The 25,241-nt window shown below is 52.5% G+C and carries 20 protein-coding genes and 4 pseudogenes; 9 read left to right on the forward strand and 15 right to left on the reverse strand.

Annotation, left to right across the window (positions count from 1 at the left end; genetic code table 11):
* The first annotated feature begins 654 nt into the window (after positions 1 to 654).
* The gene (locus CPJ18_RS25275) at positions 655 to 1,089 is read left to right on the forward strand and encodes a VirK family protein (protein ID WP_010891509.1); all 435 of its coding nucleotides are present in this window, start codon (positions 655 to 657) and stop codon (positions 1,087 to 1,089) included.
* A gap of 398 nt (positions 1,090 to 1,487) precedes the next feature.
* On the opposite strand, the pseudogene CPJ18_RS27720 reads toward CPJ18_RS25275, so the two are convergent.
* Positions 1,488 to 1,927 (reverse strand): annotated as a pseudogene (locus CPJ18_RS27720) (HipA domain-containing protein).
* Between the two features lie 463 nt (positions 1,928 to 2,390).
* On the opposite strand from CPJ18_RS27720, the pseudogene CPJ18_RS25295 reads away from it, so the two are divergent.
* A pseudogene (locus tag CPJ18_RS25295) lies at positions 2,391 to 2,567 on the forward strand (transposase); the annotation flags it as partial.
* Positions 2,568 to 3,732: 1,165 nt separating this feature from the next.
* Here CPJ18_RS25295 and CPJ18_RS25305 read toward each other — a convergent pair.
* The 3 genes from CPJ18_RS25305 to tzs form a co-directional block, all read right to left on the reverse strand.
* Positions 3,733 to 4,443 carry a hypothetical protein gene (locus CPJ18_RS25305; RefSeq protein WP_010891506.1) on the reverse strand — a complete coding sequence of 237 codons (711 nt, stop codon included), beginning with the start codon at positions 4,441 to 4,443 and terminating at the stop codon, positions 3,733 to 3,735.
* Positions 4,444 to 4,905: 462 nt separating this feature from the next.
* Positions 4,906 to 5,148 (reverse strand): hypothetical protein, encoded by a 243-nt coding sequence (locus CPJ18_RS26945; protein WP_045023278.1) that lies wholly within the window; start codon positions 5,146 to 5,148, stop codon positions 4,906 to 4,908.
* Positions 5,149 to 5,587: 439 nt separating this feature from the next.
* Positions 5,588 to 6,319 (reverse strand): (dimethylallyl)adenosine tRNA methylthiotransferase, encoded by a 732-nt coding sequence (gene tzs, locus CPJ18_RS25315; protein WP_010891505.1) that lies wholly within the window; start codon positions 6,317 to 6,319, stop codon positions 5,588 to 5,590.
* Between the two features lie 836 nt (positions 6,320 to 7,155).
* On the opposite strand from tzs, the gene virA reads away from it, so the two are divergent.
* From virA to CPJ18_RS27390, 7 genes and pseudogenes are all read left to right on the forward strand, one after another.
* Positions 7,156 to 9,657 carry a two-component system sensor kinase VirA gene (virA, locus tag CPJ18_RS25325; protein ID WP_065698655.1) on the forward strand — a complete coding sequence of 834 codons (2,502 nt, stop codon included), beginning with the start codon at positions 7,156 to 7,158 and terminating at the stop codon, positions 9,655 to 9,657.
* A 529-nt stretch (positions 9,658 to 10,186) separates the two neighbouring features.
* Complete coding sequence (gene tnpA, locus CPJ18_RS25330; protein ID WP_103660358.1) at positions 10,187 to 10,549, forward strand: IS66-like element accessory protein TnpA; 363 nt, start codon at positions 10,187 to 10,189, stop codon at positions 10,547 to 10,549.
* Positions 10,546 to 10,893: an IS66 family insertion sequence element accessory protein TnpB gene (tnpB, locus tag CPJ18_RS25335; protein ID WP_045232029.1), complete on the forward strand. Its 348-nt coding sequence runs from the start codon at positions 10,546 to 10,548 to the stop codon at positions 10,891 to 10,893. The genes tnpA and tnpB overlap by 4 nt, the downstream gene beginning before the upstream one ends.
* A 139-nt stretch (positions 10,894 to 11,032) precedes the next feature.
* Positions 11,033 to 11,806: IS66 family transposase (locus tag CPJ18_RS27375; protein ID WP_425353164.1), on the forward strand; the 774-nt coding region annotated here is incomplete at its 3' end.
* A gap of 1 nt (position 11,807) precedes the next feature.
* Positions 11,808 to 12,173: IS66 family transposase (locus tag CPJ18_RS27380; RefSeq protein ID WP_425353165.1), on the forward strand; the 366-nt coding region annotated here is incomplete at its 3' end.
* Between the two features lies 1 nt (position 12,174).
* A pseudogene (locus tag CPJ18_RS27385) lies at positions 12,175 to 12,434 on the forward strand (IS66 family transposase); the annotation flags it as partial.
* Between the two features lies 1 nt (position 12,435).
* Positions 12,436 to 12,799, forward strand: a pseudogene (locus tag CPJ18_RS27390) (IS66 family transposase); the annotation flags it as partial.
* A 223-nt stretch (positions 12,800 to 13,022) separates the two neighbouring features.
* Here the strand turns inward: CPJ18_RS27390 and CPJ18_RS25345 are convergent.
* The 11 genes from CPJ18_RS25345 to CPJ18_RS25395 all read right to left on the reverse strand — a co-directional run bounded on the left by CPJ18_RS25345 (position 13,023) and on the right by CPJ18_RS25395 (position 25,229).
* Positions 13,023 to 13,844 (reverse strand): ABC transporter permease, encoded by an 822-nt coding sequence (locus CPJ18_RS25345; RefSeq protein ID WP_167397980.1) that lies wholly within the window; start codon positions 13,842 to 13,844, stop codon positions 13,023 to 13,025.
* Between the two features lie 93 nt (positions 13,845 to 13,937).
* Positions 13,938 to 15,194: a KpsE/RkpR family capsule polysaccharide export protein gene (locus tag CPJ18_RS25350; RefSeq protein ID WP_146258726.1), complete on the reverse strand. Its 1,257-nt coding sequence runs from the start codon at positions 15,192 to 15,194 to the stop codon at positions 13,938 to 13,940.
* Positions 15,195 to 15,220: 26 nt separating this feature from the next.
* Entirely contained in the window at positions 15,221 to 15,874 is a 654-nt protein-coding gene (locus CPJ18_RS25355; protein WP_103660361.1) for an ABC transporter ATP-binding protein, read from the reverse strand.
* 2 nt (positions 15,875 to 15,876) lie between these two features.
* A complete protein-coding gene (locus CPJ18_RS25360; RefSeq protein WP_103660362.1) occupies positions 15,877 to 17,073 on the reverse strand; it encodes a KpsE/RkpR family capsule polysaccharide export protein in 1,197 nt (398 codons plus the stop codon).
* A gap of 172 nt (positions 17,074 to 17,245) precedes the next feature.
* On the reverse strand, positions 17,246 to 18,292 hold the full coding sequence (locus CPJ18_RS25365; protein ID WP_103660363.1) for a hypothetical protein: 1,047 nt from the start codon (positions 18,290 to 18,292) through the stop codon (positions 17,246 to 17,248).
* 83 nt (positions 18,293 to 18,375) lie between these two features.
* Positions 18,376 to 19,218, reverse strand: a complete 843-nt coding sequence (locus CPJ18_RS25370; RefSeq protein ID WP_167397981.1) for a methyltransferase domain-containing protein — start codon at positions 19,216 to 19,218, stop codon at positions 18,376 to 18,378.
* Between the two features lie 45 nt (positions 19,219 to 19,263).
* The gene (locus CPJ18_RS25375) at positions 19,264 to 20,238 is read right to left on the reverse strand and encodes a glycosyltransferase family 2 protein (protein ID WP_103660365.1); all 975 of its coding nucleotides are present in this window, start codon (positions 20,236 to 20,238) and stop codon (positions 19,264 to 19,266) included.
* On the reverse strand, positions 20,235 to 21,440 hold the full coding sequence (locus CPJ18_RS25380) for a glycosyltransferase family 4 protein (RefSeq protein ID WP_146258727.1): 1,206 nt from the start codon (positions 21,438 to 21,440) through the stop codon (positions 20,235 to 20,237). The genes CPJ18_RS25375 and CPJ18_RS25380 overlap by 4 nt, the downstream gene beginning before the upstream one ends.
* Before the next feature lie 116 nt (positions 21,441 to 21,556).
* Positions 21,557 to 22,837, reverse strand: a complete 1,281-nt coding sequence (locus CPJ18_RS25385) for a capsule biosynthesis protein (RefSeq protein WP_103660367.1) — start codon at positions 22,835 to 22,837, stop codon at positions 21,557 to 21,559.
* Positions 22,834 to 24,420, reverse strand: a complete 1,587-nt coding sequence (locus tag CPJ18_RS25390) for an LTA synthase family protein (RefSeq protein WP_103660385.1) — start codon at positions 24,418 to 24,420, stop codon at positions 22,834 to 22,836. Before CPJ18_RS25390 ends, CPJ18_RS25385 begins: the two co-directional genes overlap by 4 nt.
* Before the next feature lie 20 nt (positions 24,421 to 24,440).
* Complete coding sequence (locus CPJ18_RS25395) at positions 24,441 to 25,229, reverse strand: SDR family NAD(P)-dependent oxidoreductase (protein WP_103660368.1); 789 nt, start codon at positions 25,227 to 25,229, stop codon at positions 24,441 to 24,443.
* Between the last annotated feature and the right edge of the window lie 12 nt (positions 25,230 to 25,241).

A 25,241-nucleotide genomic window follows, 5' to 3' on the forward strand; every position in this document is an offset into this window, starting at 1 on the left:
GGGCCGTGTCAACCGGACGTGATAGGGATGGTAGACGCAGCGGTTTTTCCGGTTTCACGCTGCGGCCTAAAACGCCTAGGTTGGAAAGCATTACCTATCCGGCCCCACCCCTCTGGTTGCGATCTGGTGCAACACGGTGATGCAACGTCGACTGCACTGAACTAAAAAATGCAAAGGGATATCAATTGAGCCGATCTTCCCTGAGTGCAGCCTTTGGAAAAGAGGACGGTTTCGGAGCCTTGTCCATGCGCGGAAATAAACAGGCGAATACGGGGCCTGAAAATTCTCAAAGTGGCGATAGTGCAACGGCGCGGCCCGCCTCCGGGGTTGCGTTTTGCTGTCCGTGAACTGCAATGTCTCGAAGCACCGGAGCGCGTGCGAATGAGCGCGTGGATCGCCTCATGGCGCTCGGAGCTTCAGGGGAATCCGCCGCCCTCAACACTTCATACCAAACAGAAACATGGAGATGCCGAAAACGCCATCCTAGTGGAATCATCGTCCGCGCTGAGAGATTGCTTCTCATCAAGCAGACGGGGCGACTGCAAGGCAGGGCTTGCTAGGCGACTGACTCCTCATCTCAAAGCTCAACGTAACAGCAATTCCATAGTATCGGAATGGCTTACCTTCTTTTAGTCAATCTAAATGGGATCACCTATGAAACTTATGCTACCCACCCTGTTTGGGATACTTTTGGCTACGGCTGCAAACGCTGCCAATGATAGTCATGTACTAGCAACCTTTCCCGAGATTGCGCTTGCACTGACTACCGGCAAGCCAGTGGACGTTATGGTCGATTTAAGTTTGTGTACTCCGGGGACCGACGATACACCGCCGACGAAGACGCGCGGAGGCATTCGCATAGATGGGTATAGAATCACTTCTGACGGCACCCTCGCTTTTGCGGATCAGCACTTTACGATTGATCGTGACGGTAAGCCTATTCTTCAGTTTCTTCGCTACCAAATCCGGTTGGACGGTGACGCCGAACTGACTATGGTCGTATTCAACATGCCAAGCTACGAGAGAAAAGGTACCAGCTTGGCCTACAAGTGCGCGATCAGTCACGGGTTGAGTTTCTTCGCTCCATAGTGATCTCTGACTCCTGTGTGACGCCAATCAGAGTTGGCTTAATCTGCCCGGCGAGGCAATTTGCAGATGGTGGTTCGAGTATGAAAAAGGTACTCGTCATAGCGCAAGCGCTCGTTTTAAAATAAAGGCGCTGGCCATGCGATTGATCTTGGCTGAGCGGGCGCCGATCGCCTTGGCGGTATCGCGCCAGGTTGCGGTCATGGTCGCGACCTCTTTGATTATCGCGCGGGCCTGCGGCAGCGTGAGAGCGCGAAAAACTCCGACGCGGCTTCCAGCAGATCGAGCGAGCAGGTGCCCTCGTCGAGATGGATGTTCGCCGTCAGCTCCCGAGCCTTCAGATCGGTCGGAACGGGTTTGAGGTCGTATGCCGGCGAGAGCGACCAGTCCGCCTTTCCCAGTCACAGGAAACCGTGATTGCGCAGGTGATCGTCGACATTGGAAATCAGCACATGGAAGACGACACGCCGATAGAGGACATGGGCGTCCGTCTTACCTTGGGCGCCGTGTTTAGCAAGGGCATCGACGATCTCCGGAGAGCTGCCGCGCTCGCCGCCCATCGTCGCCATCGTCGACAGGAACGGGGTGCGGATCGCCCCTCGCGATCGAAGCGTCGCGACAACATGACGGCCTTGCCGGCGAGGTCGATCAACTCGTGCCGAGGAGTGGCGATACCTGCCTGGCCGGCCAGCCGCAGCGCGATCTCTTCCCAGCTCTCCATGCTGTAGTCGTTGGTCTCCTTCGGGAATTTCGCGATTGAGAGTCGACCATGTTGGTCGATGACCGAGGCCTTCGGGCAGGCATCGCCAAGGGAGGAGCCTGGGGCAAAGATGAGCTGCAGGCCTTCATCTTAGCGGCATAATTGCGGGTGATAGCAATGAAAGCTCAATTCATGAGGTTTCTTTCCGCATCCTTCAACGAATCCCTGCCTCGACGAGGGTGCGATCGCAAATGTATCGTGAAAGCGGTTCGGCCGACCAGGCCCAAGTGGTAGAGCCGGAGCCATATTGGAGGCTGATCTACGAAGGGAGAAAAGCAGCAGACTGGCATCCCACAAGGCTCTCTCGGCGTTGGATGCAATGCCGAACGAAAAACTCATTTTCCGCCTGAATTGCTCGCCGAATTCGCGACGCACTTGCCATTCGGCAATCCATTGGAAACGGCAGATAATCTCACGAATTTTTCAGCTCGCAAGTCGCCAAGTGCGGGTGCGGTTTAGGGTAAGCGCGCAATACCCCGCACCTTTTTCCGTTGAATGAGCTGAGGCATTTGGTGTCCACCTAAAATGAGGTGGACGCCAAATCATGGAAGATGATCAGAAACTGCGTGTGAGGCTTATAGGCCGGAACGGGCGACGTCGTTTTGATCCGGTATCGAAGGAGCGGCTTGTCGCAGCCTGCCTTGAGCCGGGGGCATCGGTATCGAGACTTGCGCTCGAACATGGGGTCAATGCCAACCTCCTTTGGAAATGGATAGGCAAGTGAGTACTGACCGGCCCAATGCGCTTCGGACCGAGGAAGCTAAGCGCTTGAGCACCGAACGTCCGGTTTAAATGCGCAAAAAATGTCGCCAAGGTTGTACTCATGATCCGGACGCCAAGGTTTCTTGGATAGCAGGTCGCATATTTCGCATGAACCTTGCGATCAGAGCGGATGTTCATCGGACTTCTTTTGGGGTATTGGCATTTTGCCCTGGTCGTTGACACTATCGCCACCCCGTGTCAGCGATACGCCCTGTCACCAACTTAACCTTTGGTGACAGGGCTAATATTCAATAGATCCCCCGACCCTCAATTAGTTTGGCTAAATAGAGCACAAGCTGCGCTTGGCGGCTGGCCATCAGTTCTTTTGAACGTTTTCGAACGGCGCCTGCTCAAAATTGCGAGCTTCGATCAGCGCTTCAATAATCGCACTAGTCAGGCGCATGGTACAATAATCGGTGCTCCATCGATGACCTTCGGATGTCGAGCGCAGCAAATCCAGTCCCTGGCCGACACAATCTCCTCGGCCCGATTAATCGCCCATTCCATAAAGGTTTTTGAACCTGATCGTTTTTCCCGATAACCACAACTATCCGTGTTGCCTCCGCATTTCTAGGACGGGAAGAAAAACAAGCAGTTAAGGCGCAGCGCGTCGTCCGCTGCATGCCGGGTAACGCTATTGCTCTAAGATCACGCAGCACCAGTTCCACACCTTGCTGCTTTCAGCGAAGGCACCGGTCCGCGACGCACAACCGACCTCATCTAGCTTTAGATCAAACAATATCAGATGCACCAACCTGCCATTGTAAAAATAGGGTTCCTCTTCGTTGCTAATTGCGTTCGCGTTTCTTGTAAGGAGATGGAGCCGCTGGCCGATAGCGGCGCGAACAGTTTCTGCAATCCGACTGGGGACCTATTGACGTATCGTGGGAACATGAGTGCCAGCCGTCCAAGACAGCCCGTTCATGAATGATGCGAGGGGCGAGCGCGGCAGAATGGCCAGCCCCGCTCAAAGATGTTTTCAGCCAGCTGTTCAACACGGTTACGACGAACCGATCCTGTGCAGCACGCCTTTATAGCGAGCTCCTGAGCTTGAAAAGCGATCTGGATGACTCGTATCGATCCGTTCTCTTTCGAGCAGTGAATCCGGTAGCCGTCGCAAAACACTACTGAGCAAGCGAGCGTGGAACCGGAAAGTCTAATACTTTGCTTGTGTAACTTTCTACCAAGGTACTAAACGGCGTGCCGTCAGGAAGTTTCAGCACAGCACGATGTTCGAGCAGGAATGGCGGCAGGGTAGGAGATCCCCTTCCAGACGCAATCAAGCCGTCCATGTCCCAGCCTTCTGATAGAGGAGACCAGAGTAACTTGGCAGATAGATTGGTGCGTGTGAAATTGAGAGCCAGAACGGCTCTGCCAAACGCGATATCGCTGGTATTCAATGCCTGATTCATCTCGGCCGTTAATCTTGCCGGCACATACCAATTGTCGGCCTCGGACAAGACGCGGTCGCCGCAGACCAGGCGAACGCGGCGATAAGCGATCGGCTCGTCGGGTCCGACGGTCAGTAGTTCACGGATGTGATCATCGGCCGGCTTGGCTTGCCCGCGCACACGCTGAGCTAGGATCTTGGAACCTTCCGGTGCGAGCTTGTGCCCGGCGCACCAGCGGTCAAGGGTCAACGTAGCACTGGCGTTACTCAGGAGATTGGCATTCAAGGTCTGGAGAACCGCAAGCGCTTCCACTCGAGATGCCGGCGTGTTCAACCACTGAGACCCTATAGACGGTTCTTGCGCAATTGCGATCTGGGTGCCCAGCACGATGGAGGCCGCTGCAAGTGCGGCGATGCGAAAGCATTTCGAAGGGCATAATGACACGGAGAATGAAATCCTTTGTGGAGCAAATTTGATGGGCGAACCCTGCGGTCAAATTGCGTTGATTTTGGGAGGCGAGCGCGCGTTGTCAGCATATATGATACCGGCAGCAAGATCTGGCCTGCGCCTTGGGCGCACCGTATACCGGTCAGGTTCCCGATTGACTTTCTCACCATCTTTTGATGTTCCTGCCGCGCAGGTTCGCACCTGTTGAAGCCTAGGTGCCCGAGCCGTTCTTTGCTTGCGTCGCATTGATGTTGTCCATGATATCCTCCGTCCACTCGCCGACCTATAGTTGGAATTTGCAGGTGTTGACGAGTGAGATACCACGTTGGTTTTCGTCCAGCGTGGCGACAATTTTCATCGTGGCACTTGGAAATCCAATGGACTTGGGTTTCAAACCAGGAGCGCGGCGGCTGGTTGGATTTCTCCCAAATCTATCGAATCGTTATTCTCACTTGCGAGTCAGCGCTCTTGGTCTTCCCCCTCGCGCGTTGCAAGATGCTCGTATAGCTGGATCGGATAAAATAGTTCGCAACCGAACGCAAAATCCAAGAGCAGTTGCTCGAAAAAGGACCTCTTCGTCGAAGTTGGGCGCTGCTGCCGGTCGGGCGATAGTTGTAGATCAGGCAGGGATACGCCGTCGATAGTTGCCAATCGCAGATGCGAGTAGCCCAGGCGCTTGTCTGATTTCTTTTGGTGCCCCATGTCATCGTACTCCTTATGTAAGCTTACCGACGATATGTGCAGTCCATCAGCAGTATAATGATTACAGGAGACCAAAGATTGGTTTCAAATGTAACCGAATAAGCCTGCTGTACGTAATGGCAATCGGTCGATATCAGTCGGCACAGCCACTCGTCTTGCTGAGATGCAATGTCGACGTGTAACCAAAATGACTTTGATGGAAGTCGACTTTGAAGCCTGACCGACGCCGGCTAATCGAAATCTGCAACTGCTGGAACTCGGAAGCGGCCAAATCCCTCGAGGACCGAGCGCCGGCCGAGGTGCTTCGAAAGAAATCACTTACTCAAATAAGATGTGCGAATAGCTTTGGCGCGCCGCATGTCGCGCTTGGAGGTGACGCCGACCGATGCTGCGCCGCCGATGGCCATCCAACACGCAGGTCAAATGATGAAGCGGCGAATCACCGAATTCGCGTCAGCGTGACCGGGCAAACAGGCTGTCCTGCGCCATCTTCTGGCCACTGAGGAAAATCGCGCTCCTGCGAGAGCGCATGTTCAAGATATTCATTAGCTATGGCCTCTATGAGCTCTACGTGCCGCCCTGCATCAATATTTGGCAACTGGCTGATTGCGAGATCGTGTTTGCGCGCAAAACGAATTGCGCAGCGATATCCGTCGATATCTTCCAAAATCGGTCGAGCGGCAGGGTAGTTCCAGAGTTCCGCCAACTCCTCCAACAACGAGGGGCGATCTTCCCGGATGGCAAACATTTCCGCAACGCGTTGCTTGGCTCGGGTGAGAAAGGCGTCCGAATCCCCAAGACGTAGCCGCTTGACATGCCATTGAAAACCCGATCTCCAAAACGGACTTTTAGCCATGCAATTGAGAAGCGAAATCGACCCGCCCTCGAGAATAAGACCGTCTTCGGACTTCCGCCAATCCACTTCGAATATGAGTCGACGATGGGCACTCTCAGCGTCAAGGATGCCCTCGGTGAGGGGGCGGGAATCCAAATATATTCTCCGCGTTGATTGCAATTCCGATTCCAAAGGTCTTCCGCTACCTGTCGCGATTTGAGGACAGCATTGCACACGATCAAGGGCAACCACCGGCCACCCGGTTTCTTGTGCGATTTGGATCGCCATGTCCGTTTTGCCGCTGCAAGTCGGTCCGTAGATGAGATGGAGTATCATGTGCGCCTCATATAAATTTAATGGGATATCCCATCTGTTCCAAACCAGATTTTTCAATTCGGATTATGATGTTTTACTGCATGATTTTTACCAGCTTTACGCAATCTGCTGAACTAATATCGCGCTACATTTGTAATCGTACATTTTTGACGTTGCCGGCTCATTCGGCCATGAGAGTTTCCATCCCGTTGTCCTCCTGAACAATTGAGGAGTTTGGCCCCGACACCTGCTTATGGTGAATGCAGCGGACCCCGTTAACGCAACGTCGAAAAGCGGATAGGCGATTTGAGTAGGGAAGCCACATCGGCCGCGCGGTATGCTCCGTCAGCACCTGACAGTTCGTGTTGCAGCTTTGCTTGGTCACCTGAAACGAAAAATGCCGCTGAAGAATATTTAACGGATATGCACACGAAAAAGCCGGTTGGGTCTCATATGCCGCTGACGTCCTGGCTTCGTTTCGAAGCCGACAGCCTCTAAGGTGGTACGAACACAGACCTAATATCCGCTAGTGTCCGCGGCAGCCGCCACGGCAGTTCTCGCTGCGCATAGCATAGCAACTTGCCCTGTCGACGCATGATCAGCCATATTGTTAATGTCGACGATTTCATTTTTCTCGGTGCAAACGGCGACATCCCGACCATATCGATCCTACCAGCCACCGCGCGGAGTCAAAGAACACCTCGGCAACCGGAAACATCCATTGGAATGCCGAGGCTGTGTTTCATTTGAAACACACTGAGTCGACGTTTGTTGCTTCAACCCATTTACAAACCCTACTGTGCGGCCTAAGGGCCACCGGGGTGGGACTGAGCGCTGGTACGAGGACGTAAGTGCGGATGAATGGAAGGTATTCACCGTCTCGGCAAGATTTCAAGACAGGCGCCAAGCCTTGGTCTATCCTGGCCTTGGTAGTTGCTGCAATGATTTTTGCCTTGATGGCGATTACGTCTTGGCAGGACAATGAAACCAATCGGGCGATCCTGACCCAATTGCGAGCTATTAACATCGACAGTGCTTCGCTGCAGCGGGATGTACTCCGCGCGGAAGCGGGTGTGGTGGCGAACTACCGGCCCATTATCTCCAGGTTGGGAGCTTTGCGGAAGAACCTGGAAAATTTGAAGCGACTATTTAAACAATCTCATCTTGTGATCGGCAATGATTTCTCTCAACTGCTCGACAAGCTAAAGGTGTCTGTGGATACGACCGACGCGGCCGTTGCAGCCTTCGGAGCGCAAAACGTGCTCCTGCAAGATTCGCTTGCCAGCTTCACTCGCGCGCTTAGTATTCTTCCCAAAATGTCGTCGACGGATCAGACGGTCGAAAATTCGAACGAATTGGGCAGCCTGATGCTGCAGTTTGTGCGTCAGCCAAGCCCAGCACTCTCGTTGGAGATCAGTCACGAACTCGACATGCTCCAAAAAGCTAGCGGTGGGGCTGAAGTTCCTATCCGTATACTTGCACGCGAGGGTCGCGTCATCTTGTCGATTTTGCCCCGTGTGAACGATGCCGTAAACATGATTCAGACCTCCGACACCGCTGAAATTGCCGAAAGATTGGAGCGCAAGTGTTTGGAGGCCTATAGCTTGCAAAGCGTGAGGGAGCAGCGGGCACGGATCTTCTTGGGTTCCGTTTCGGTGGGCCTTTGCATCTACATCATCTCACTGGTCTATAGGCTGCGTCGGAAAACGGCTTGGTTAACGCGGCGTTTGGATTACGAAGAGGTAATCAAAGAGATTGGGGTTTGTTTCGAGGGGGGAGGGGCCACAGCGTCGTCCCTCAATTCGTCCGCGCAAGCTGCGCTTGGAATTATTCAACGCTTCTTTAATGCGGAATCGTGTGCACTAGCATTGGTGGACCATGGTGACAGGTGGGCTGTCGAAAGTTTCGCTGCGAAGCTGCCTGAGCCCGTCTGGGAGGACCTCGCGCTACGCGAGATGGTTTCTCTTGCCAGAGCGGATGAGCGTGCGTCAGTATTCCGCATCATGTCGACGCGAAAGGTCAGCTGCCTTCCTCCGGAGACTCCGGGCGTTTCTATGCTGCTGGCACACAAATCTACGGATCAACTGATAGCGATTTGTTCCCTCGGTTACCAGGGCTATCGTCTGAAATCTTGTCCAGGCGAAGTTCAGCTTCTTGAACTCGCCACCGCCTGCCTCTGCCACTATATCGATGTTCGGCGTAAGCAGACCGAATGCGATATTCTGGAGAGGCGATTAGAGCATGCGGAACGTCTTCAGGCAGTTGGTACACTTGCTGGTGGAATAGCGCATGAGTTCAACAACATTTTGGGAGCAATCCTCGGGTACGCTGAAATGGCGCAAAACATGCTGCGTCGGTCATCTGTCACCCGAAGACACATTGACCAAATTATTTCGTCGGGTGACAGAGCCAGGCTCATTATCGATCAGATCTTGACTCTAAGTCGAAAACTAGAACGCGTGACAAAGCCGTTCAGTGTCTCCGAACTCGTAATGGAAATTGCTCCCTTATTGCGTGTTGCATTGCAGCGCAACATCGAGCTGAAGTTCAAGTTTGACGACAAGAAGAGCGTAGTCGAAGGAAGCCCGCTAGAGGTTCAGCAGATGCTGATGAATCTTTGCAAGAACGCTTCCCAGGCGTTTACCGCCGATGGTCAAATCGACATCATCGTTAGCCGAATTTTTGTATCTCGACAGAAAGTACTGGCGCATGGTGTTATGCCAGCTGGCGACTATGTTCTTCTTTCTGTCAGCGACGACGGTGAAGGCATTGCCGAAACTGTGCTCCCCCACATTTTTGAGCCTTTCTTTACAACACGCTCTTGCAGCGGCGGCACGGGTCTAGGTCTTGCTGCCGTGCACGGTCATGTCAGCGCGCTTGCAGGATATATTGACGTTACTTCAGCCGTAGGGCGAGGGACGCGCTTCGACATTTATCTACCTCCTTCCTCGAAGAAGCCCGTCAGCCCGGACGCGTTTTTTGGGCCCTGTAAAACACCGCGTGGCAACGGAGAAATTGTGGCATTGATTGAGCCAGATCCTGTCTTGCGGGAGGTGTACGAAGACAAGATCGCCGCTCTGGGCTATGAGCCGGTGGGCTTTAAGACATGTGCAGACCTTTGCAATTGGATATCAAAAGGCAAGCAAGCCGATCTGGTTCTAGTTGACCAATCGTCTCTTCCCGAGAATCAGAGTGCTACTGCTTTGCACGCAGCCTTCAAGACGGCGTCCATCATCATTGGAGGAAGTGATCTTAAAATGTCACTTTCCAGCGATGACATGACGTCCGCGCTTTTTCTGCCCAAACCTATATCCTCCAGGACGATGGCCTACGCGATTCGTACCAAGATCAAAGCCTAGAGTTGAGGATGTTTTTCAGGAGACTCGACCAGGGTAATCAGCACGTCTGTTCGGCGCGCCTATAGCTATGGTTTCTCGCAATCGCTTTGGGCAGTCGGTTGTGGCGGTGCGTCTTCCGAGACCCGAAGGTTGGCGATTATCTGCTGGAGGTCTTCGATACCGTCTTCGAAGAACAAGACATATGTTCGCTGAGCTCGGACATAGGATAGTCGGCATAGGCGGATACCCTCGCCACGCAAATGGCGCGATCGACACCCTGATCGGAGCCTGCGAAGTGCCACAGTTTATTGGAACCATCCCCCGTTCATTCCGCCCTGGAATTTCACTTCGACGGCATTCTAGATCCTCGCCGTTGTCTTAGAGAGCCATCTTTCGTCGGCGCACCCTTAAGTGCATGGAAAGCCGTTTTCGCTTCAAATGAAATGTGTGCGTCCGGCCAAGTCATTTCGCGAACTGAGCCATCCAGGCGATGATCTGGCGTTAGTACCAGCATTAGTGCTGGGATTAGATCGGGATCTTAGAGGTTGGCATGGCTCGCATGGAGATTATTTCAGGCATTGAACGCAGGCGGCGTTGGCCGTTGGAAGTGAAGCTGGGCATCCTGGCGGAAGCGGCTCAGCCTGGCGCACGCGTCTGCGATGTGGCACGTCGGCATGACGTTCATCCATCGCAAATCAGGGTCTGGCGCAGAACTCTCTACGGTCGAGATGACTCGCCGTCGTTCTTGCCGGTTCGTCTTGTTGACAACGATCCTTCCCAGCACGTGCCATCCACTGTGTCCCCGGAAACGTTTGTACGGATCTCGCTGCGCAACGGTCGCAGCCTGAAGGTACCGGCAAAGATCGAGCGGGAGACTTTGGCATCGTTGATCGCTTGTGTTGAAGCCGCATGATCGGGCCGTTAGGGAATGTGCAGGTTTATCTGGCCTGCGGAGTGACCGACATGCGTCGCGGTATCGACGGATTGTCTGCACTGGTCGAGGGAGTGATCAGGCAAGCGCCTGGTTCTGGCGCGATCTTCGGGTTCCGCGGCAGGCGCGCCGACCGGATCAAGCTTTTATGGTGGGACGGCCAGGGGTTTTGCCTGTTTTACAAGGTTTTGGAACGCGGATACTTCCCATGGCCGGCGGCCAAAGATGGCGTTGTGCATCTGACGCAGGCTCAGTTGTCGATGCTCGTCGAGGGGATCGATTGGCGGCGACCGACATGGACGTCAGCGCCTCATCGCACGGGCTGAAAGCGTTATTTTGCAAGGGTGTCAGGGGTAAAATACTGGCGCTAAAGGGCCAAATCAGTTACATTTTTGGGTATGGAAACAACGNGTGTCAGGGGTAAAATACTGGCGCTAAAGGGCCAAATCAGTTACATTTTTGGGTATGGAAACAACGGCGCCACAGGGTCAGGACGAGCTATCTGCACTGCGTGCACTGGTTGCTGAGCAGGCGGCGAAACTCGAGCGACAAGACGCGGAAGTTACCAAGCGCGATACCATAATCGACATTTTGCGCGCGCAGTTGGAGTTGCTGCGACATCGACAGCATGGGGCCTCGTCCGAGAAAATAGACCGCAAGATCGAACAATTCGAACTGATGCTCGAGGAGATTGAAGCGTCCCGCGCCGAGGCTGAGGTTCGCTCTGGAAGGACACCTCTGCCGGAGCTGGAAGATGCCTGCGAAAAGCCAAAACGCAGACCTTTGCCGGATGGGCTGCCGACAGAAGAGCGGATCTATCCAGCGCGGTGCAATTGCCCGACCTGCGGCGGGACATCGTTCCTGAAAGCACCTGATAAGGTGGTCCAGGTCATGGAGCATGTGCCGGCATCCGTGAAGATTGTTCGCCATGTCGAAAAGCGCTTCGTTTGCAAGGACTGCGACACATCGGTGTCTGGCAAGATGCCGACCCTACCGATCGAGCGCGGCAAACCCGGTCCCGGATTGCTTGCCCATATCATGGTCGCCAAATTCGACGATCACATCCCACTTTACCGACTGTCGGAGATGTACGATCGGCTTGGGATAGATATCTCCCGTTCCGTGATGGCCGACTGGATGGGGCGTGCATCGGCTTTGCTCGGCCCCCTGATTTTGCTGATCAGAGCGCATATCGCGGCCGTCGATCGGATCCATACCGACGACACTCCGGTCGATGTTNTTGCTGATCAGAGCGCATATCGCGGCCGTCGATCGGATCCATACCGACGACACTCCGGTCGATGTTCTCGACCCTGGACGAGGAAAGACCAAGACCGGGAGGGTCTGGGTCTACGTCTTCGATGGGCGTGGCTATCAAGATCCCCGGCCCGGAGCGATCGCTTATTGTTACAGCCCTGACCGCAAGGGGGTGCACCCGGCTGAACATCTTTCCAACTTCAGTGGCGTGATGCACGCGGACGGCTATGCTGGCTACAACAAGCTGTACGGCAATCAGATCATAGAGGCTGCCTGCATGGCGCATGTACGCCGCAAATTCCATGACGTGATCAAACTCAAGCCATCACCGATCGCGCAGGAAGCGCTGNCATGTACGCCGCAAATTCCATGACGTGATCAAACTCAAGCCATCACCGATCGCGCAGGAAGCGCTGTCGCGCATTGGTGCTCTCTACGATATCGAGGATCGTATCCGTGGCATGTTGCCTGACGAGAGGCGGGATTTGCGCCAGCAGCATGCCAAGCCCATACTGGCCGAGCTGAAAGAGTGGATCGAGGATGCCCAGAAGACCCTGCCACAGAAACAGAAGCTTGCAGAAGCGATGCGGTATGCCCTGTCACGATGGTCNCCAGAAGACCCTGCCACAGAAACAGAAGCTTGCAGAAGCGATGCGGTATGCCCTGTCACGATGGTCAGCATTGAGCGTCTATCTCGATGATGGCCGGGTCGAAATCGACAACAACATAGCTGAGCGTGCCATGAGGCCACTGGGAATTGGCCGCAAAAACTGGTTGTTTGCAGGCTCCGACAAGGGTGGTGAGCGCATCGCAAATATCCTGAGCATCATCGAAACAGCAAAGCTCCACGGCCACAATCCGGAAGCCTATCTAACCGATGTCCTGACACGCATTCAGGATCACCCCGCTCATCGCCTCGAAGAGCTTTTGCCTTGGCGGTGGTCACCGCTAAAAGAATTGAACGAGGCGGCCTGATGGGCCGCNCGAAGAGCTTTTGCCTTGGCGGTGGTCACCGCTAAAAGAATTGAACGAGGCGGCCTGATGGGCCGCGTAAGACAGGATTGAGTGATGCCGACCGAAAGTCCGCTCACCGGACGCTAACTGATTGCTGGGCGGAAAGAAATGATAGACCGCTCAGATCAACTGTCGGTCGCACGTCAGGCGCAGCTGACCTCGTAAACCCAGCTACTTCTCTGCTCTAGCCATTCAAAATTTGTCGGCGCATGAGCCGCTCCATAAAAAGTCCCACGGCCAAGCTGCCGCACGCCCAAGCCAACAGGTACGTCTTGCTGAGATATTGTTCGGAGTAGCCAAGATAATAAGCCGATCTCATCCATTCTACAGCGTGGAAGACGGGATTGAAAGAGCAATAGTAAAGTGCGATATCAGGAAACGCGTGCAAGTATATTGGCGCCCCCGAGCTCAAATATATTACAGCTGTAAATAAGGCATAGAACATCGCAAAAAATGGAAAAATCGCGCTAACCACACTCACCACGATCCCAACACCTATCGACAGGATAGCAACGCACAGTATAGCCAACGCCGCATCTTCCATTGAACGCGGAACTGGATTTGATCCTACCGAAACAAGAATACCCAAGACAATTAGTATCGACATTACGATTGCAACGAGTTCGAGCACGGAACGAGCGAGAACGATATCCAATAGGCGAACGGCGGGAAATGCTAACATCGATTTGTTGGACAGCACCGATACTGACATGAATCTCGACACATAATTGAATGTAAGCACTGGGATAAGCCCAGTAGCAAAGAACAGCACAAGATCGTCACCAAACACCGCTTCGCGATCAACCAATTTGTAGATAATTAGCAATAAAAGCATATGCGCGACAGGAAAAAGAGGTACGATTAAAAACCCCAGTCCGTGGTCGAAGTATCGACTTCGGATATCACGCAGGATAACGGCGTGCATCACATTAAGCTTGCGCGCTATGGCGACTTTTACAGTAGACCTATTTTCTTTTCTTCGGATATCAAACTGTTGATCCGTCATCAAAAACCTTTTGTCTGAGAGGCTACGGTCGGCGAAGAGATAACACTGCATTTGCAGCGTCGAAGTTGCGGTGCAGGGAGTGGGTGAAGCAAATCAATCCAGCTTCTTGCGGATCAGTACAATCGAACCGCAAACGACAAACGCTAACGCAGTGAACGCCAAAAACCGCAGAAACAGCTCCAGAAGCACTTTGGGATAAGTGGCGTCATCCGGTAGTGTCGGTTGTGTAAAGTCATCGACATAGACCAATTGAAGTGAACTCACCAGTCTTACCTTTTCAAGATCTGAGATAGCCGAACGGAGACGTTCTTCCCCCATGCTGAGATCAAGCCTCACATTTTCAAAAGCGGTTGAGTAGGCTGCGAGGCTCTCCTTACCGACACCGGCCGTTTTCTCCTGCAGTTCTTTTGACTGAGCCTCTAGCCCTTGCAGTCGTCTATCTATTTCAGAGGCTTGTGGAGCATCCGCGCCAACTGTCTTAGCCAAAGCCGCCTTGCGACTTCTAAGATCAGCTATGCTGGCTTCGACGCCGGTCAATACCGAGCTGAATCGCTCCGCAGACATGTCAATATCAAAGACGCCAGTCGTGTTCTGGATATCCCTCAGCCGACCTCTCAAGTCGCTCACATCTTTTGTAGCATTTTCCACGTCGTGCTGAGTCGTGACCAAAAGATCATTCCACATGCCCGAACTCAGTTTGTTGACCTGAGCCTCAGACAGTTTCAGGACCAACTGTAGCAAATCTTTTGCTTCTTTCGGAGTATAGGCCGTGACCTGAAGCTCGACGATACCACTTTTGGGGTTAACCGAAGCGGAATAATGTTTACGCCAATATTTCAGCGTCTTGTCCTGATTGGCCTCGGGCTTCAGCCTTGAAAAGTAATCGATTTCGTCTCGCCCGAAATATTTTTCAAGCGATATGTTTTTTGACACATCCTCAATCAAAGCGGGGCTATCGAGATAATTCAATAATACGGCGGTGTCCTGAACGATCTTCGCTTTTGGCTCGACAGTTGAACTCGCGTAACGGTCTCTAGAGAGCATGGGAGCAGAAGACCGAAGGACGAAACGAACCTCCGACACATAACCTGGACTGGCAACCATTGTGTAATAAATCACACTTGTCAGCAGCGGAATGACGAATGTCAGCGCAAAGCAAATCGCGATCACGATGGAGAATATTTTGTCGCGCGTTCGCGGCGCCAACCCTGCCAAACGGTAGAGATTACGGCGGCTGCGGTTTTCAAACGTCAGCATACGTGCGTAGGAGCTAAGAGCGGACGCTAGTTTTTGGCTCCGTTCCGATGCAGATAACGCGCCCTGTTGAATAAGCTTATTGTCTTCTTTCACACCGAATCTCCGAACGACGAGGCCAATTAACGGTTCAAGCGCATGTAAGTCGCTATCCCTTCTTCGACGCTCTCGAATTGCACCATATGCCCATCTATGAGAACAAGCGCGACGTCACAATAATCTTTAATGGTATCCATATCATGGGAGATCATAATCACATCCGATCTCTCTCTGCGTTGACGAAAGGCTTCCCGGCATCTGCGCTGGAAGTTCGAGTCTCCGACAGCGGTGATTTCATCAACGAGGTAGCAATCAAATTCGATCGCCATCGAAAGCCCAAAAGCGAAACGTGCCATCATACCTGACGAATACGTCCGTATTGGTTCGTTTAGATAGCTGCCAATCTCGGCAAAATCAGCGACGAAACGCAAAACACGGCGAAAATCTTCACCATACGCGCGTGCAACGAATTTCAGGTTTTCCTTACCGCTGAGTTGATGGTTCAAACCGTTCGCAAAACCTAGAGGCCAGGAAACACGCACTTGTCGCGTTATACGTCCTGAGTTCGGGAGTTCTGCCCCTGAAATCAGACGCATCGTCGTCGACTTTCCTGCGCCATTGACACCCAGCAGGCCATAAGACCTCCCGGAGGCAAAATGCATCGTCTGGTCTCGCAGGATGTAACGCCGATGCGCGGCAGTTTTGTAGTATTTTGTGACGCGGTCCATAAAAATCATAATTATACTCTATGATCCTCTATGGACATCCAAATCAATGTGCCGGTCATCCAAAGGGTCAAAAGTCCACCGACAAGAATAATCCATTGCGAAAAACGATCAGGATACCGTGACTCCTCCGGAACATGAGCGTCCGAAAAAACCGAGATGAAAGTCGTTCTTTTCAATGCCGTCGATTTCGCTGTGTCCAGATTTCGCACGGTTGATTCATACAACGCCTGCGTGACGACACGTTGCGTTTCAAGTCGCGAAAACTCTGCCATGCTGGACGAAATTTGCACACCGTCGCTGGGCGTTGCGCCGGCAACACTGTCCTGACGCAACCGTATTTGGTCATCGATCGCGTTAATGGACCGTGTCAGTTCACGCCCCCTAGCGGTGTTATCGGCCCCAGCGGCTACGAGTGAGTTCAAGCTCACGGTCAGTCTCAACTTCTGCTCTGTCAACTTGGCAATAATCGCGTTTGACATTTTTGCCGAAGCCAAAGGGTCGAGAATTCCAGTCTTGTTTTGATACTCTCTAAGACCGTCAAGTGCCTTGCGATATTCCGCCAGCGCAAGGGTAACGTCATTCTCACCGCGTTGTATGAGGTCGTGTTTTGCTTTTTCTGAAATTGTATCAATCATCTCGTCGGCAGCATCTAGGGCAGCCTTGGAAATTTCCACGGCATCTTCTGGTGAAAATGCACGGATCGTAAGAATAATAATTCCCGATGGACCATCAACATAGGTGTCGACCTGCCGTGACCAGAATTTGTGAAGGTCTTCGAACCTGGCATTTTTGGGCAGCCGCGAAAAATAATCGACATCGGCACGTGAAAACAGGTCGTGTAATTGGATACGTTCATCGAGCAGCCGTACGATCTGTGGCGACTGGATATAATTGGCAACGATGTAGGAATCCTGAGTCAGTGAATCTCCACCGATAATCGACCGACCGTCACGCTTTTCAGAGGTATCGAACTGCTCACTCACTCCGATTGTGCGAACAACCATGCGGGATTCGGAAATGTACTGGCCGCTTGCAAAAAGGAAGTAATATATTCCGGCGATTATTCCTGGGAGAATCACGAACATAAGCAATGAGTTCGTATTATTAAACAATCTGCTGCCGCGCTCATAGCTCTCACTATTGGCGTCCACGTCGTCTGCCGCCGCGATACTAACCGCCTTGTCGAGATGACCGACCTCAAGATTCATGGTTTATCCCTGGAGCTGGAATTCAATGGTGCTTCGTTAGCATACCAGTGTGTTGCACTGCGTTGTATCTGACCGAGATATAATAATCTCGTGACGACAATCCGAGCCTTGAGGTCTCTAGATACACCCAGCAGCAGATGGTGTCATCAGCATGACGACCAGTAAATCCTCGTTACGCAAATGACGCTCTGGCGCGTTGCTCCGCTTTTCTGATGAAATGAAAAAGAATGAGATCGTTCTCGAGAACTTGTTCGAGAACCTTGATTTCTCGCAGCACCTCTGAAAGTTCCAGAAACGGTGAACGCACCGGCGAAAACGAGATTTCAGCGCTATCCAAACCGATAAACTCGCCAATCGATTGCGCGATAGCACTGTCTAGTTCGCCTGAGTCGAATATCGTGAATTGCGACAACGCATCCAATGCGCTTGAGACCCCTTCCCGCGATATTTTGTCCGTTGGACTTGATGCGACAAACTGGTGCGTAAAAGGAGACTCGAAAAGGGACAGCACATCTTTGGGCGCTGAAAGTATCTTAGACCTTATTTTTTCGACGTCAGCAAAATTTGTGTCGGCAAAATACTCCATTGCGGGTTCAAACAGGATCGCGTCTCTCTCTGAGACGAAAGACATCGGCCGTTTTTTATATGATGCAACAGATACTAGCCTGATGGCCAGTTCGTAGAACGGATCTCTGAGAGACGTTATTTTTATCGTGTCCTCCGTGAAGTATCGATGAACACTGCGCAACAAGACGCGCCCGCTGACGTAAGTCGACGGCTGATTGATGATCTCCAACATCTGGCGAACCGTCTCTCCGCCATATTGTTCGGCACTGCCCGCGTAAAACTGAAAATGGCCTCTGAAACTATCGTCGAGTTCGCGATGCGGGGCGAATTGAGTTTCCAGCCTGAAGACGCGTTTGTTTATATGCTCAGGCTTCAGGCGGCGGTAAAAAATAAACCGTGATTCCGCATCGCTGATTTCGAGTTCGGTCGCATTAGTCACGCCAGGCACATTTTCTTCGGTCAATCGAAAACCAACGATACCCGTGTCGTGATGACCGTGCTTGACGGGTGCATCGAGAAAAACGTCGCACTTCAAGGGCCCGAAGACGTGGCCTCCGCATGTTACCATAATCGACGGCTTGGTCGAAAAGCCATCCGGGATTAGGTAGCCTTCTACGATGTCTCTGGCATCGGTATAAACGTTAAAGTACATTAACGAAGATGTCCTTGATCCCTATGTAATGGCGCTGCGCTCTGAAAACGAACCGGTGTCCGTCTAGTTTCAGTTGACCTCGTTCACTGACTGACCATCAGGCCCATTTTAGCAAGCTCTGCACCAGAATTTGCGCTTGTCGCATTGGATATTGTGAACGGCTGGAAAGCACCCCGCTTTCTCAACACGACGTCAAAGCTGATCTTATGCTCCAGCGTGTTGATGACTTCCAGTTCGAATTTTTCGTGAAGATGCATTTCGTAAAGTCTTTGGAAGATTTCGGCGCTCGCATTCCATTTATGTCCAAACTGGCTTTGGTCTCCGGCAGCATTCCATGTGTATTCGTAATCAGGAAGCACGAGACCGATACCGCCGCCTGGCTTCAAGACGGTTTCCCAATGAAGGAGAACGTCTACAGGACTGGCGACGTGCTCGAGCATGTGAAGAGCCACTATATAATCGATACTCTCGGCTTTGAATGGGAGATCCTCCGGATTTGCAAGTATTGCATCCTTGAGAAACGCGTGATGCGCTCCACTCGAATCCTGACCTTCGCGCATAATATCGACAGGTGTCAGATACTCGCTAATCCGACGGTCACCGCATCCCACATTGATGCCATTTAATTGCTTCAACTCGTAGCCCGGAGGAGCGGCACGTAGAGCAGCCTTCTCCTCGAGGTGTTTGATGACGGCGGCTTCATCTGGTGGGTACAACACAAGCGAGCCGGTTTTGCGTGCGAACTCCTCTCGGCTTCGAGGTGTAAAGCGAGACATCATCTTGATGTTACGGGCATCGGCCATGAAGGAGAGGTTTAGATTGTTTCGAAGAAACTCTTCATCCTCCGGCGTCATTTCGCGCTGATGTACTGGCCGCGCATTCATTTTTTTGACGCGTTTATAAGCGTTTATAAAAAAATGCTGCAAACACGATCTCATATTGTCCATTCCGATCTTTACCATTGGCTGGTGCTAGGCTTTAAACAGCTTCTGATCAAGTGACATTCTGGCAGACAGCCACACAGGTAAAACTTCGTGGTTTGCACCCGCGCAATGGCCCGCCACCAAGGCAGATCGCCTGAGTGCTCTCGCGAGACGATCACCAAAACCAACCTTACCGTATCGGTTATCCACCTTTTGCCTGAAGGCCTGGATGCTCAACCTCACAACCGCCTCACACATGTGGAGAAAACTAGGCGTCAATTTGTAGCCAAAGTGCTTTTTAAAATTGCGGGATTCATCAAATGCCCGTTGAAACTGCTCTCTCACGCCATAGTCATGTGAATGATACACGACAGCATTTTCCGCGTAGCCCTTTCGGTATCCTGCCTCGATAATCGCGCGTGCCCAGAGTTGATCTTCTGCAAACTCAACATCCGGGTAAGGTATTTTTTCCCATACTGATTTTCTCAATAGGGAATTGTTGTCTGAATAAAAGTGTAAAAGCTGGCGCCAGCCTTGGTCGATATCATAGCGGGTTGGGTCGGTATCACGTCCGAGAATTTTTGGATGAGCGCGAAAGCCTTCAAAATGCTGATCCAGATCGCTTTTGATAAAGGGCGACGCATGTTCATGCGCGATATGTCGGCCGAAGACCCCCGCTATCGAGGCATCCTCGGTCGCAATCTCCACCAGATTGGCCAGCCAGTGCCCGTCGAGAGGGACAGCATCATGCGTCAGAAACGCAACAAACTCGGCGTCTGCCGCCTGTACGCCGAGGTTTCTTGTTTTGCCGTGACCAAACTCACCGGATGGAATTTCAATAAGTCGTATAGTGTCCAGCTTGCGTAAATACTCGACTGTGCCGTCCGTTGATCCAGAATCGATGACAATGACCTCATAAGGCCATTCGGTCTGCTGAGATACCACTTGAGACAGAACACGTGGCAATATGCTGATTGCGTTTTTCGCGGGTATGACCACCGCGCATCTGTATGTGTGCATCATGCCGCCGCCCCGCCGGCGGCATAAGATACCCTCTCTTGAATGGCGGCTTCAACCAGTCTCGCAGATTTCTCCCAGGACAAATCCTTCACATGTTCGCGGCCGCGCGAACGAAGAAGAGTTCTCTCTTCTTCGTTATAAAGCAATCGCTCCATCACATCCGCAATGCCTTCAGGTGTCGGATTTGCCAGAGCTATCGTTCCGGCGGGGAAAATAGATCTGACCGTATCTAGGTTGAGGTCGATCACCGGCAAGCCACACGCCATCATTTCCCTGTTGACCAGTGAGTGATTGGTTGCGGAGAAGACAACACCGATAGTGCTCTCCCTGTATAGCTTCGCAAGCTCGGTGCTCTTCAATATTCCATGATCTCTGTACTGATAATCAACATCGAGTTTGCCGAGTTTCCAACCAAAAAAATCGACCTCGAAGTCAATGTTACGACTCTTCAGAATTTCAAGAGCCATGAATGCCAGTTCGACAGCACGACGAGGGGTAACGTAGCGAGCGTACAGGGCAATCCTGTTTTTATTACGAATGCTATCGCCCGCTCCAAGGTTATATACGCTGCCGTCAAATGCCAACGGCCAAGATATTGACCAACGCCCGAATTGATCGGACATTTTCCTGTGCAGCCATTCGCCCGCGCAAAGGCAATCAAAATCATAATGATATGTCGCTTCGCTGAGAAGCGCTTCCGTACCGGCAGGGTAGAAAGAAGGCTCGAAGTCCTGCACGAAATAGAACTTTCTGTTAAACCGGTTCATCGCGTTCACTGGATAGCAGGTAAACCGATCCGTTGCGATTACGGCATCACCTTCCGCCTCGGGCGTTCGTCCCTGAAACAAATCGACAGAGCCTGAGAAGGGTTGGAAGTGCTTGTTGATCGTTTCGAGAGCGGCAGCACCTGTCTTGTGCACGCTTGGATTTTGAACAAGAAACCGAACATTGTGGCCGAATTTTTCAAGGTAGCTGGCAATCCGGAAAATCGTCATATGCCCCCCGGCGCCGGGCATGAAGTCCGGGATGACCCAAGTGATATCCAGACGGTTCATATCCGCAGGACGCGCGGGCGGGGACCCACCGGATGGCTGGTAACTCACAAACTTTTTAAGGTGAGCAACCTGTCGTTCAATTTGCGATTTTTTTCTTTTGCGAGTCAGAAATACATTGCTGAAACGCCGCATTGCGGCCGAAAGAAACACGTGTGCCTACTCCAAAATTATTGTCCGGCGCAGCGAAGAGTTACCAATCGAACCGAATTTGATTGGCTAACCCTTACGCGCACTTTAGCACCCTCACAATATCAGCCATGTGCGCACTAAAGCTTGTCACCAGCTAACTTACTTGGCCTAGAACGAGGAATGCAACCGGCGTCGCCGCCAGGTACATTGAGCGTATTGCTCAGTATCCTTTTCGAAATCCCCCACGCAGCAGCGGCAACGCCCTCCATCGAATAGAAGTTTCCACGCTCCTGGATGGACGCCGCAACCAGACGAAAGAAAGCCACTCTCAATTCGGGGTCAGGGACGGTCGGTGATCGCCAAAACTCTTCGAGCGGTCCCTGCTCAGTCAGTCCTGCGATATCGAAAAGAGCCGTTCCCAATGTTTTTGTCGGAATGGACTGGCTAAGCGCAGAAAGCGCAGCTGTGGAGTTTACGGTTACGACGCCGCGAGAGCCTGTCGTGAGGGCGTTGAAATCTCCGCCGTCGAAATACAAAACTCTTTCGGTAACCCCAAATTTCTCAGCCGCGTTCTTGATAACCCGACTCCAGGAAATCAGTCCGTTGTCCAAAGGATGGACCTTAATTGCCAATCTTGCAGATCCATCCGCGGACTTTGCGAAAGAGGAGATAACATGGGCAATCGCGTCACGCTGGCTGTGGTATGGGGAATGGGCTCGTAGCTGATAGTCTGTCTCCAGCTGTAAAGGGTACACGAACCATGGACAGCCACTGTTCAGCAATTGATCTGTTAACAAGCGAGCTGTTTTCTGGCGACGCCGCTCGGTCGCGAGCCGTCCGATCCAACCCGTATATTCCGCCAGCGGGTGGAATAGGCCGTGGAACCTATATCGCGGATAAAGAAATCCCAGAAACACCGATGGCAGGTAATAGGCGAGATCATCGAGTGCTTCTGCCAGAAATGTCTGAGAGTATCTCCGTGTCCAGTCCGGCTCGGGCAAATCAGCTGCGGCTTTGAGGATCACGTCCGGATCGTTCGGAAACCTGGAATTGGATGACATGCCGTCGAGTTCAACCGTCACCCAGTCAGGCCTCAGATAGCCCATCTCGATAACGACGACTTCGATACCGCGTTCCTTGGCTACGCGTACTGCCTCCTTATGATAGGGGCGCTCTTCGCCGAGCAGGATGATGGTGCCAATGTTGCGATCGTCCAAGAACGAGCGGATATAGACACCCCATTTTTCGAGGCTGCCGCGGTAATTGGATGCTCCGCCACGTCGCCAGAAAATCTGGTCACCGACATTGAGATTGATGCGATAGCATGCACGGCCGGCGCGAGTGAGATGATCTGCGATCTTGGCAAAGAGAGACGAGGAAGGGCCTTGTAGAAACAGAAATGCCCTTGCGCCGCTCACTTAAACCGCTCCTTATAGAGGTGGGCGTGCCACAGGAGTGTTTCGAACAGGGTCCATGGCGCTTCAATGCGGGAGGGCGTAGACTTGTGCTGTTCCTGCCTGGCTTTTGCCAATGGAACGATAAAATAATCCGTTCTTGGATCTGGAAATGGGTCGGCGTAGCGTTTCAGCAGCGGAGCATGATCACCATAGAACGCAAGCCAGACAGGACGGTCGTACTTGTCCAGTTCATCTATCAGATAAGCCAAGGCCTCGTCCGCTTTTTGCAGAAGCTCTTTATAGATATCGACCGGGTCGGTCAGACCCTCGCATCGACCTGGCTCCCACGGTCCGTGATTTGCCATGGAGGCTACGAAAAGCAACGCGGATTGCCGTTTGTCGACCTTGTCTGCGATATGCAAAACTTTCTGGGTTAGACGCATATCGGAAACATAGGTGCCATCTCTCTCCAGGACATGATCGAAATCATCCAGCATCGTCATTTCGCTGAAGCCGAGTATCGGCATGGCTTTGTGCCGCAGAAAAAATGTCCGGTCATAGGGGTGGATGAAATGGGTGAGCCAACCAGCCTTGCGCAATTTGTTTGGCCAGACGACGTCGGCATAATGGGACGCCCTAAGATAGGGGTAACTGGCATCGGCGTGTACGTCGTCAGGCTGAAGACCGCTCAGGACGGCGAATTCGGTACGAAGTGTGTAACCACCCTCAAACACCGTGGTCATACGCCCCCACTGCGCCGCACGCTCCTTCAATAAATCGATGGTCGGCAACTCAAGATCTTTATCGCCCGAATTTCTGAGGTCCATGAAGGACTCGGATTGCCAGACAATCAACAACGGCGCATCGTGGTTCGGCTGACCGAGCATGTCGTGGATGACGCTTTGCAAGCCTTGAGCGATCTCCTCGATGATAGCATCACGTTTCATCCCGAGCCACATCATGAAATGATAACTGACGGAGGCGAAGGTCCCGAAGCGGGTCGTATTGGATTTCACGTTGAGCGTCGTCAAGAGCCGCTGCGAAACCGTGGCCGCCAGATGGCCGACAGGTTTTACAAACAAAAGCAGAACAGACGAAGTTGGAACAAGGATGCCGACGATGATCCAAAGTGGGGTGTAGCTATCTGGAATGATCGCTGGTTCATAAACCATGAAAAGCGCCGTTACACCAAAGACATAACCGAGTGCGATGATCCAGAAGATGACGTTGAGATTGGTCGCATAAAAGATTGATTTGTATTTAAAAACGTCGATCACCAACGCAATATCCGAAAACACGAGAGGTTCGCGAATGAAGATGTATTTCGCGCGCGAGATACCCGTGAAAATCACGAAAAAGCTGATCGTTCCCAGGCAACAATAAAACGGGCGCCACGAGATTGCGAAGAAAATGGAGAACACGAAAAGGATGATCGGCAGCCGCATGATATGCTCGACGAGAACCCTCCCCAAGCCATGCGGCAGGCGGCTTTGCCGCCGAACTGATTGTGGCATTGCAAATGGATCTGTCAGATAGACGACGAGCGCAGCGACGATGAATGAAGCGGCTGTCAGCGCGATCGGATGATCATCATGTACAAACATATCCATGAAGTCCTGTTAAACTAAGATGTCGCGCGCGCAAGTCGCCAGAACATTACTGGCTTTATGAAGGCCGAAAAACACGATAAAAGTTTCAAGGTGAGGCCAAAATGAACATGCCGCTTTCCTCGTTCGGTGCCCTCGACAAGCAATCGTGCCACCTTCTCGGGCTTCCAGGGTCGCACCGCACCCATCATGACTTGCGCTGCATGGGGACGAAGACCGATTTCGCGTTCATATTGCGGGGTCAATGTATCCGGCGGATAGCAGATCGACACCGACACACCGTAGCCCTGCGCTTCCAGCCGAAGCGCTTCGGCAAAACCCGTGAGAGCAGATTTCGATGCGCAATAAGCGCTGTAAGCCGGGATGCCAATGAGGGCTGCCCCTGACGATACCAGCATTATACGGCCGCTTCGTCTTTGTTTCATTCCGGCGAGCACGGCGCGAACGGCATAGACAGTGCCGAAGATGTTGACGGCCAGTTGCGCGTCGAAAATGTCGGAAGGCTGCGTATCGAAAAACTGTGGATCGACCCGGCCGGCGGACGTCACCAGCACATCGCATGGACCGTGTTCGGCTTCAGCAGCTGTGACAGCTGCGCGCATTTCAGTCTCGTTGCAAACATCAACGGTGACAAGGAAGATGGCATCTGGCTTGGCGGGATTGGCTTTGAGAAGTTCCTCGCGCGCGCCTTGCAGAATATCGGCTCTGCGTGCCATCAAGGAAACGCGGTACCCTTTTGCAAGATAGATGCGAGCGACTTCAAGCCCGATCCCGCTTGATCCGCCTGTTATGATAAGGTGAGCCATAAAGTCGTTTCC

It is taken from the genome of Agrobacterium rosae (assembly GCF_002915175.1).
GTDB lineage: Bacteria > Pseudomonadota > Alphaproteobacteria > Rhizobiales > Rhizobiaceae > Agrobacterium > Agrobacterium rosae.

Coding starts and splice junctions, on each gene's coding strand:
- CPJ18_RS25275 (WP_010891509.1), top strand. CDS start 655: ATGAAACTTATGCTACCCACCCTGTTTGGGATACTTTTGGCTACGGCT.
- CPJ18_RS26945 (WP_045023278.1), bottom strand. CDS start 5,148: ATGGGGCACCAAAAGAAATCAGACAAGCGCCTGGGCTACTCGCATCTG.
- tzs (WP_010891505.1), bottom strand. CDS start 6,319: ATGATACTCCATCTCATCTACGGACCGACTTGCAGCGGCAAAACGGAC.
- virA (WP_065698655.1), top strand. CDS start 7,156: ATGAATGGAAGGTATTCACCGTCTCGGCAAGATTTCAAGACAGGCGCC.
- tnpA (WP_103660358.1), top strand. CDS start 10,187: ATGGCTCGCATGGAGATTATTTCAGGCATTGAACGCAGGCGGCGTTGG.
- tnpB (WP_045232029.1), top strand. CDS start 10,546: ATGATCGGGCCGTTAGGGAATGTGCAGGTTTATCTGGCCTGCGGAGTG.
- CPJ18_RS25345 (WP_167397980.1), bottom strand. CDS start 13,844: ATGACGGATCAACAGTTTGATATCCGAAGAAAAGAAAATAGGTCTACT.
- CPJ18_RS25355 (WP_103660361.1), bottom strand. CDS start 15,874: ATGATTTTTATGGACCGCGTCACAAAATACTACAAAACTGCCGCGCAT.
- CPJ18_RS25360 (WP_103660362.1), bottom strand. CDS start 17,073: ATGAATCTTGAGGTCGGTCATCTCGACAAGGCGGTTAGTATCGCGGCG.
- CPJ18_RS25365 (WP_103660363.1), bottom strand. CDS start 18,292: ATGTACTTTAACGTTTATACCGATGCCAGAGACATCGTAGAAGGCTAC.
- CPJ18_RS25375 (WP_103660365.1), bottom strand. CDS start 20,238: ATGATGCACACATACAGATGCGCGGTGGTCATACCCGCGAAAAACGCA.
- CPJ18_RS25390 (WP_103660385.1), bottom strand. CDS start 24,420: ATGTTTGTACATGATGATCATCCGATCGCGCTGACAGCCGCTTCATTC.
- CPJ18_RS25395 (WP_103660368.1), bottom strand. CDS start 25,229: ATGGCTCACCTTATCATAACAGGCGGATCAAGCGGGATCGGGCTTGAA.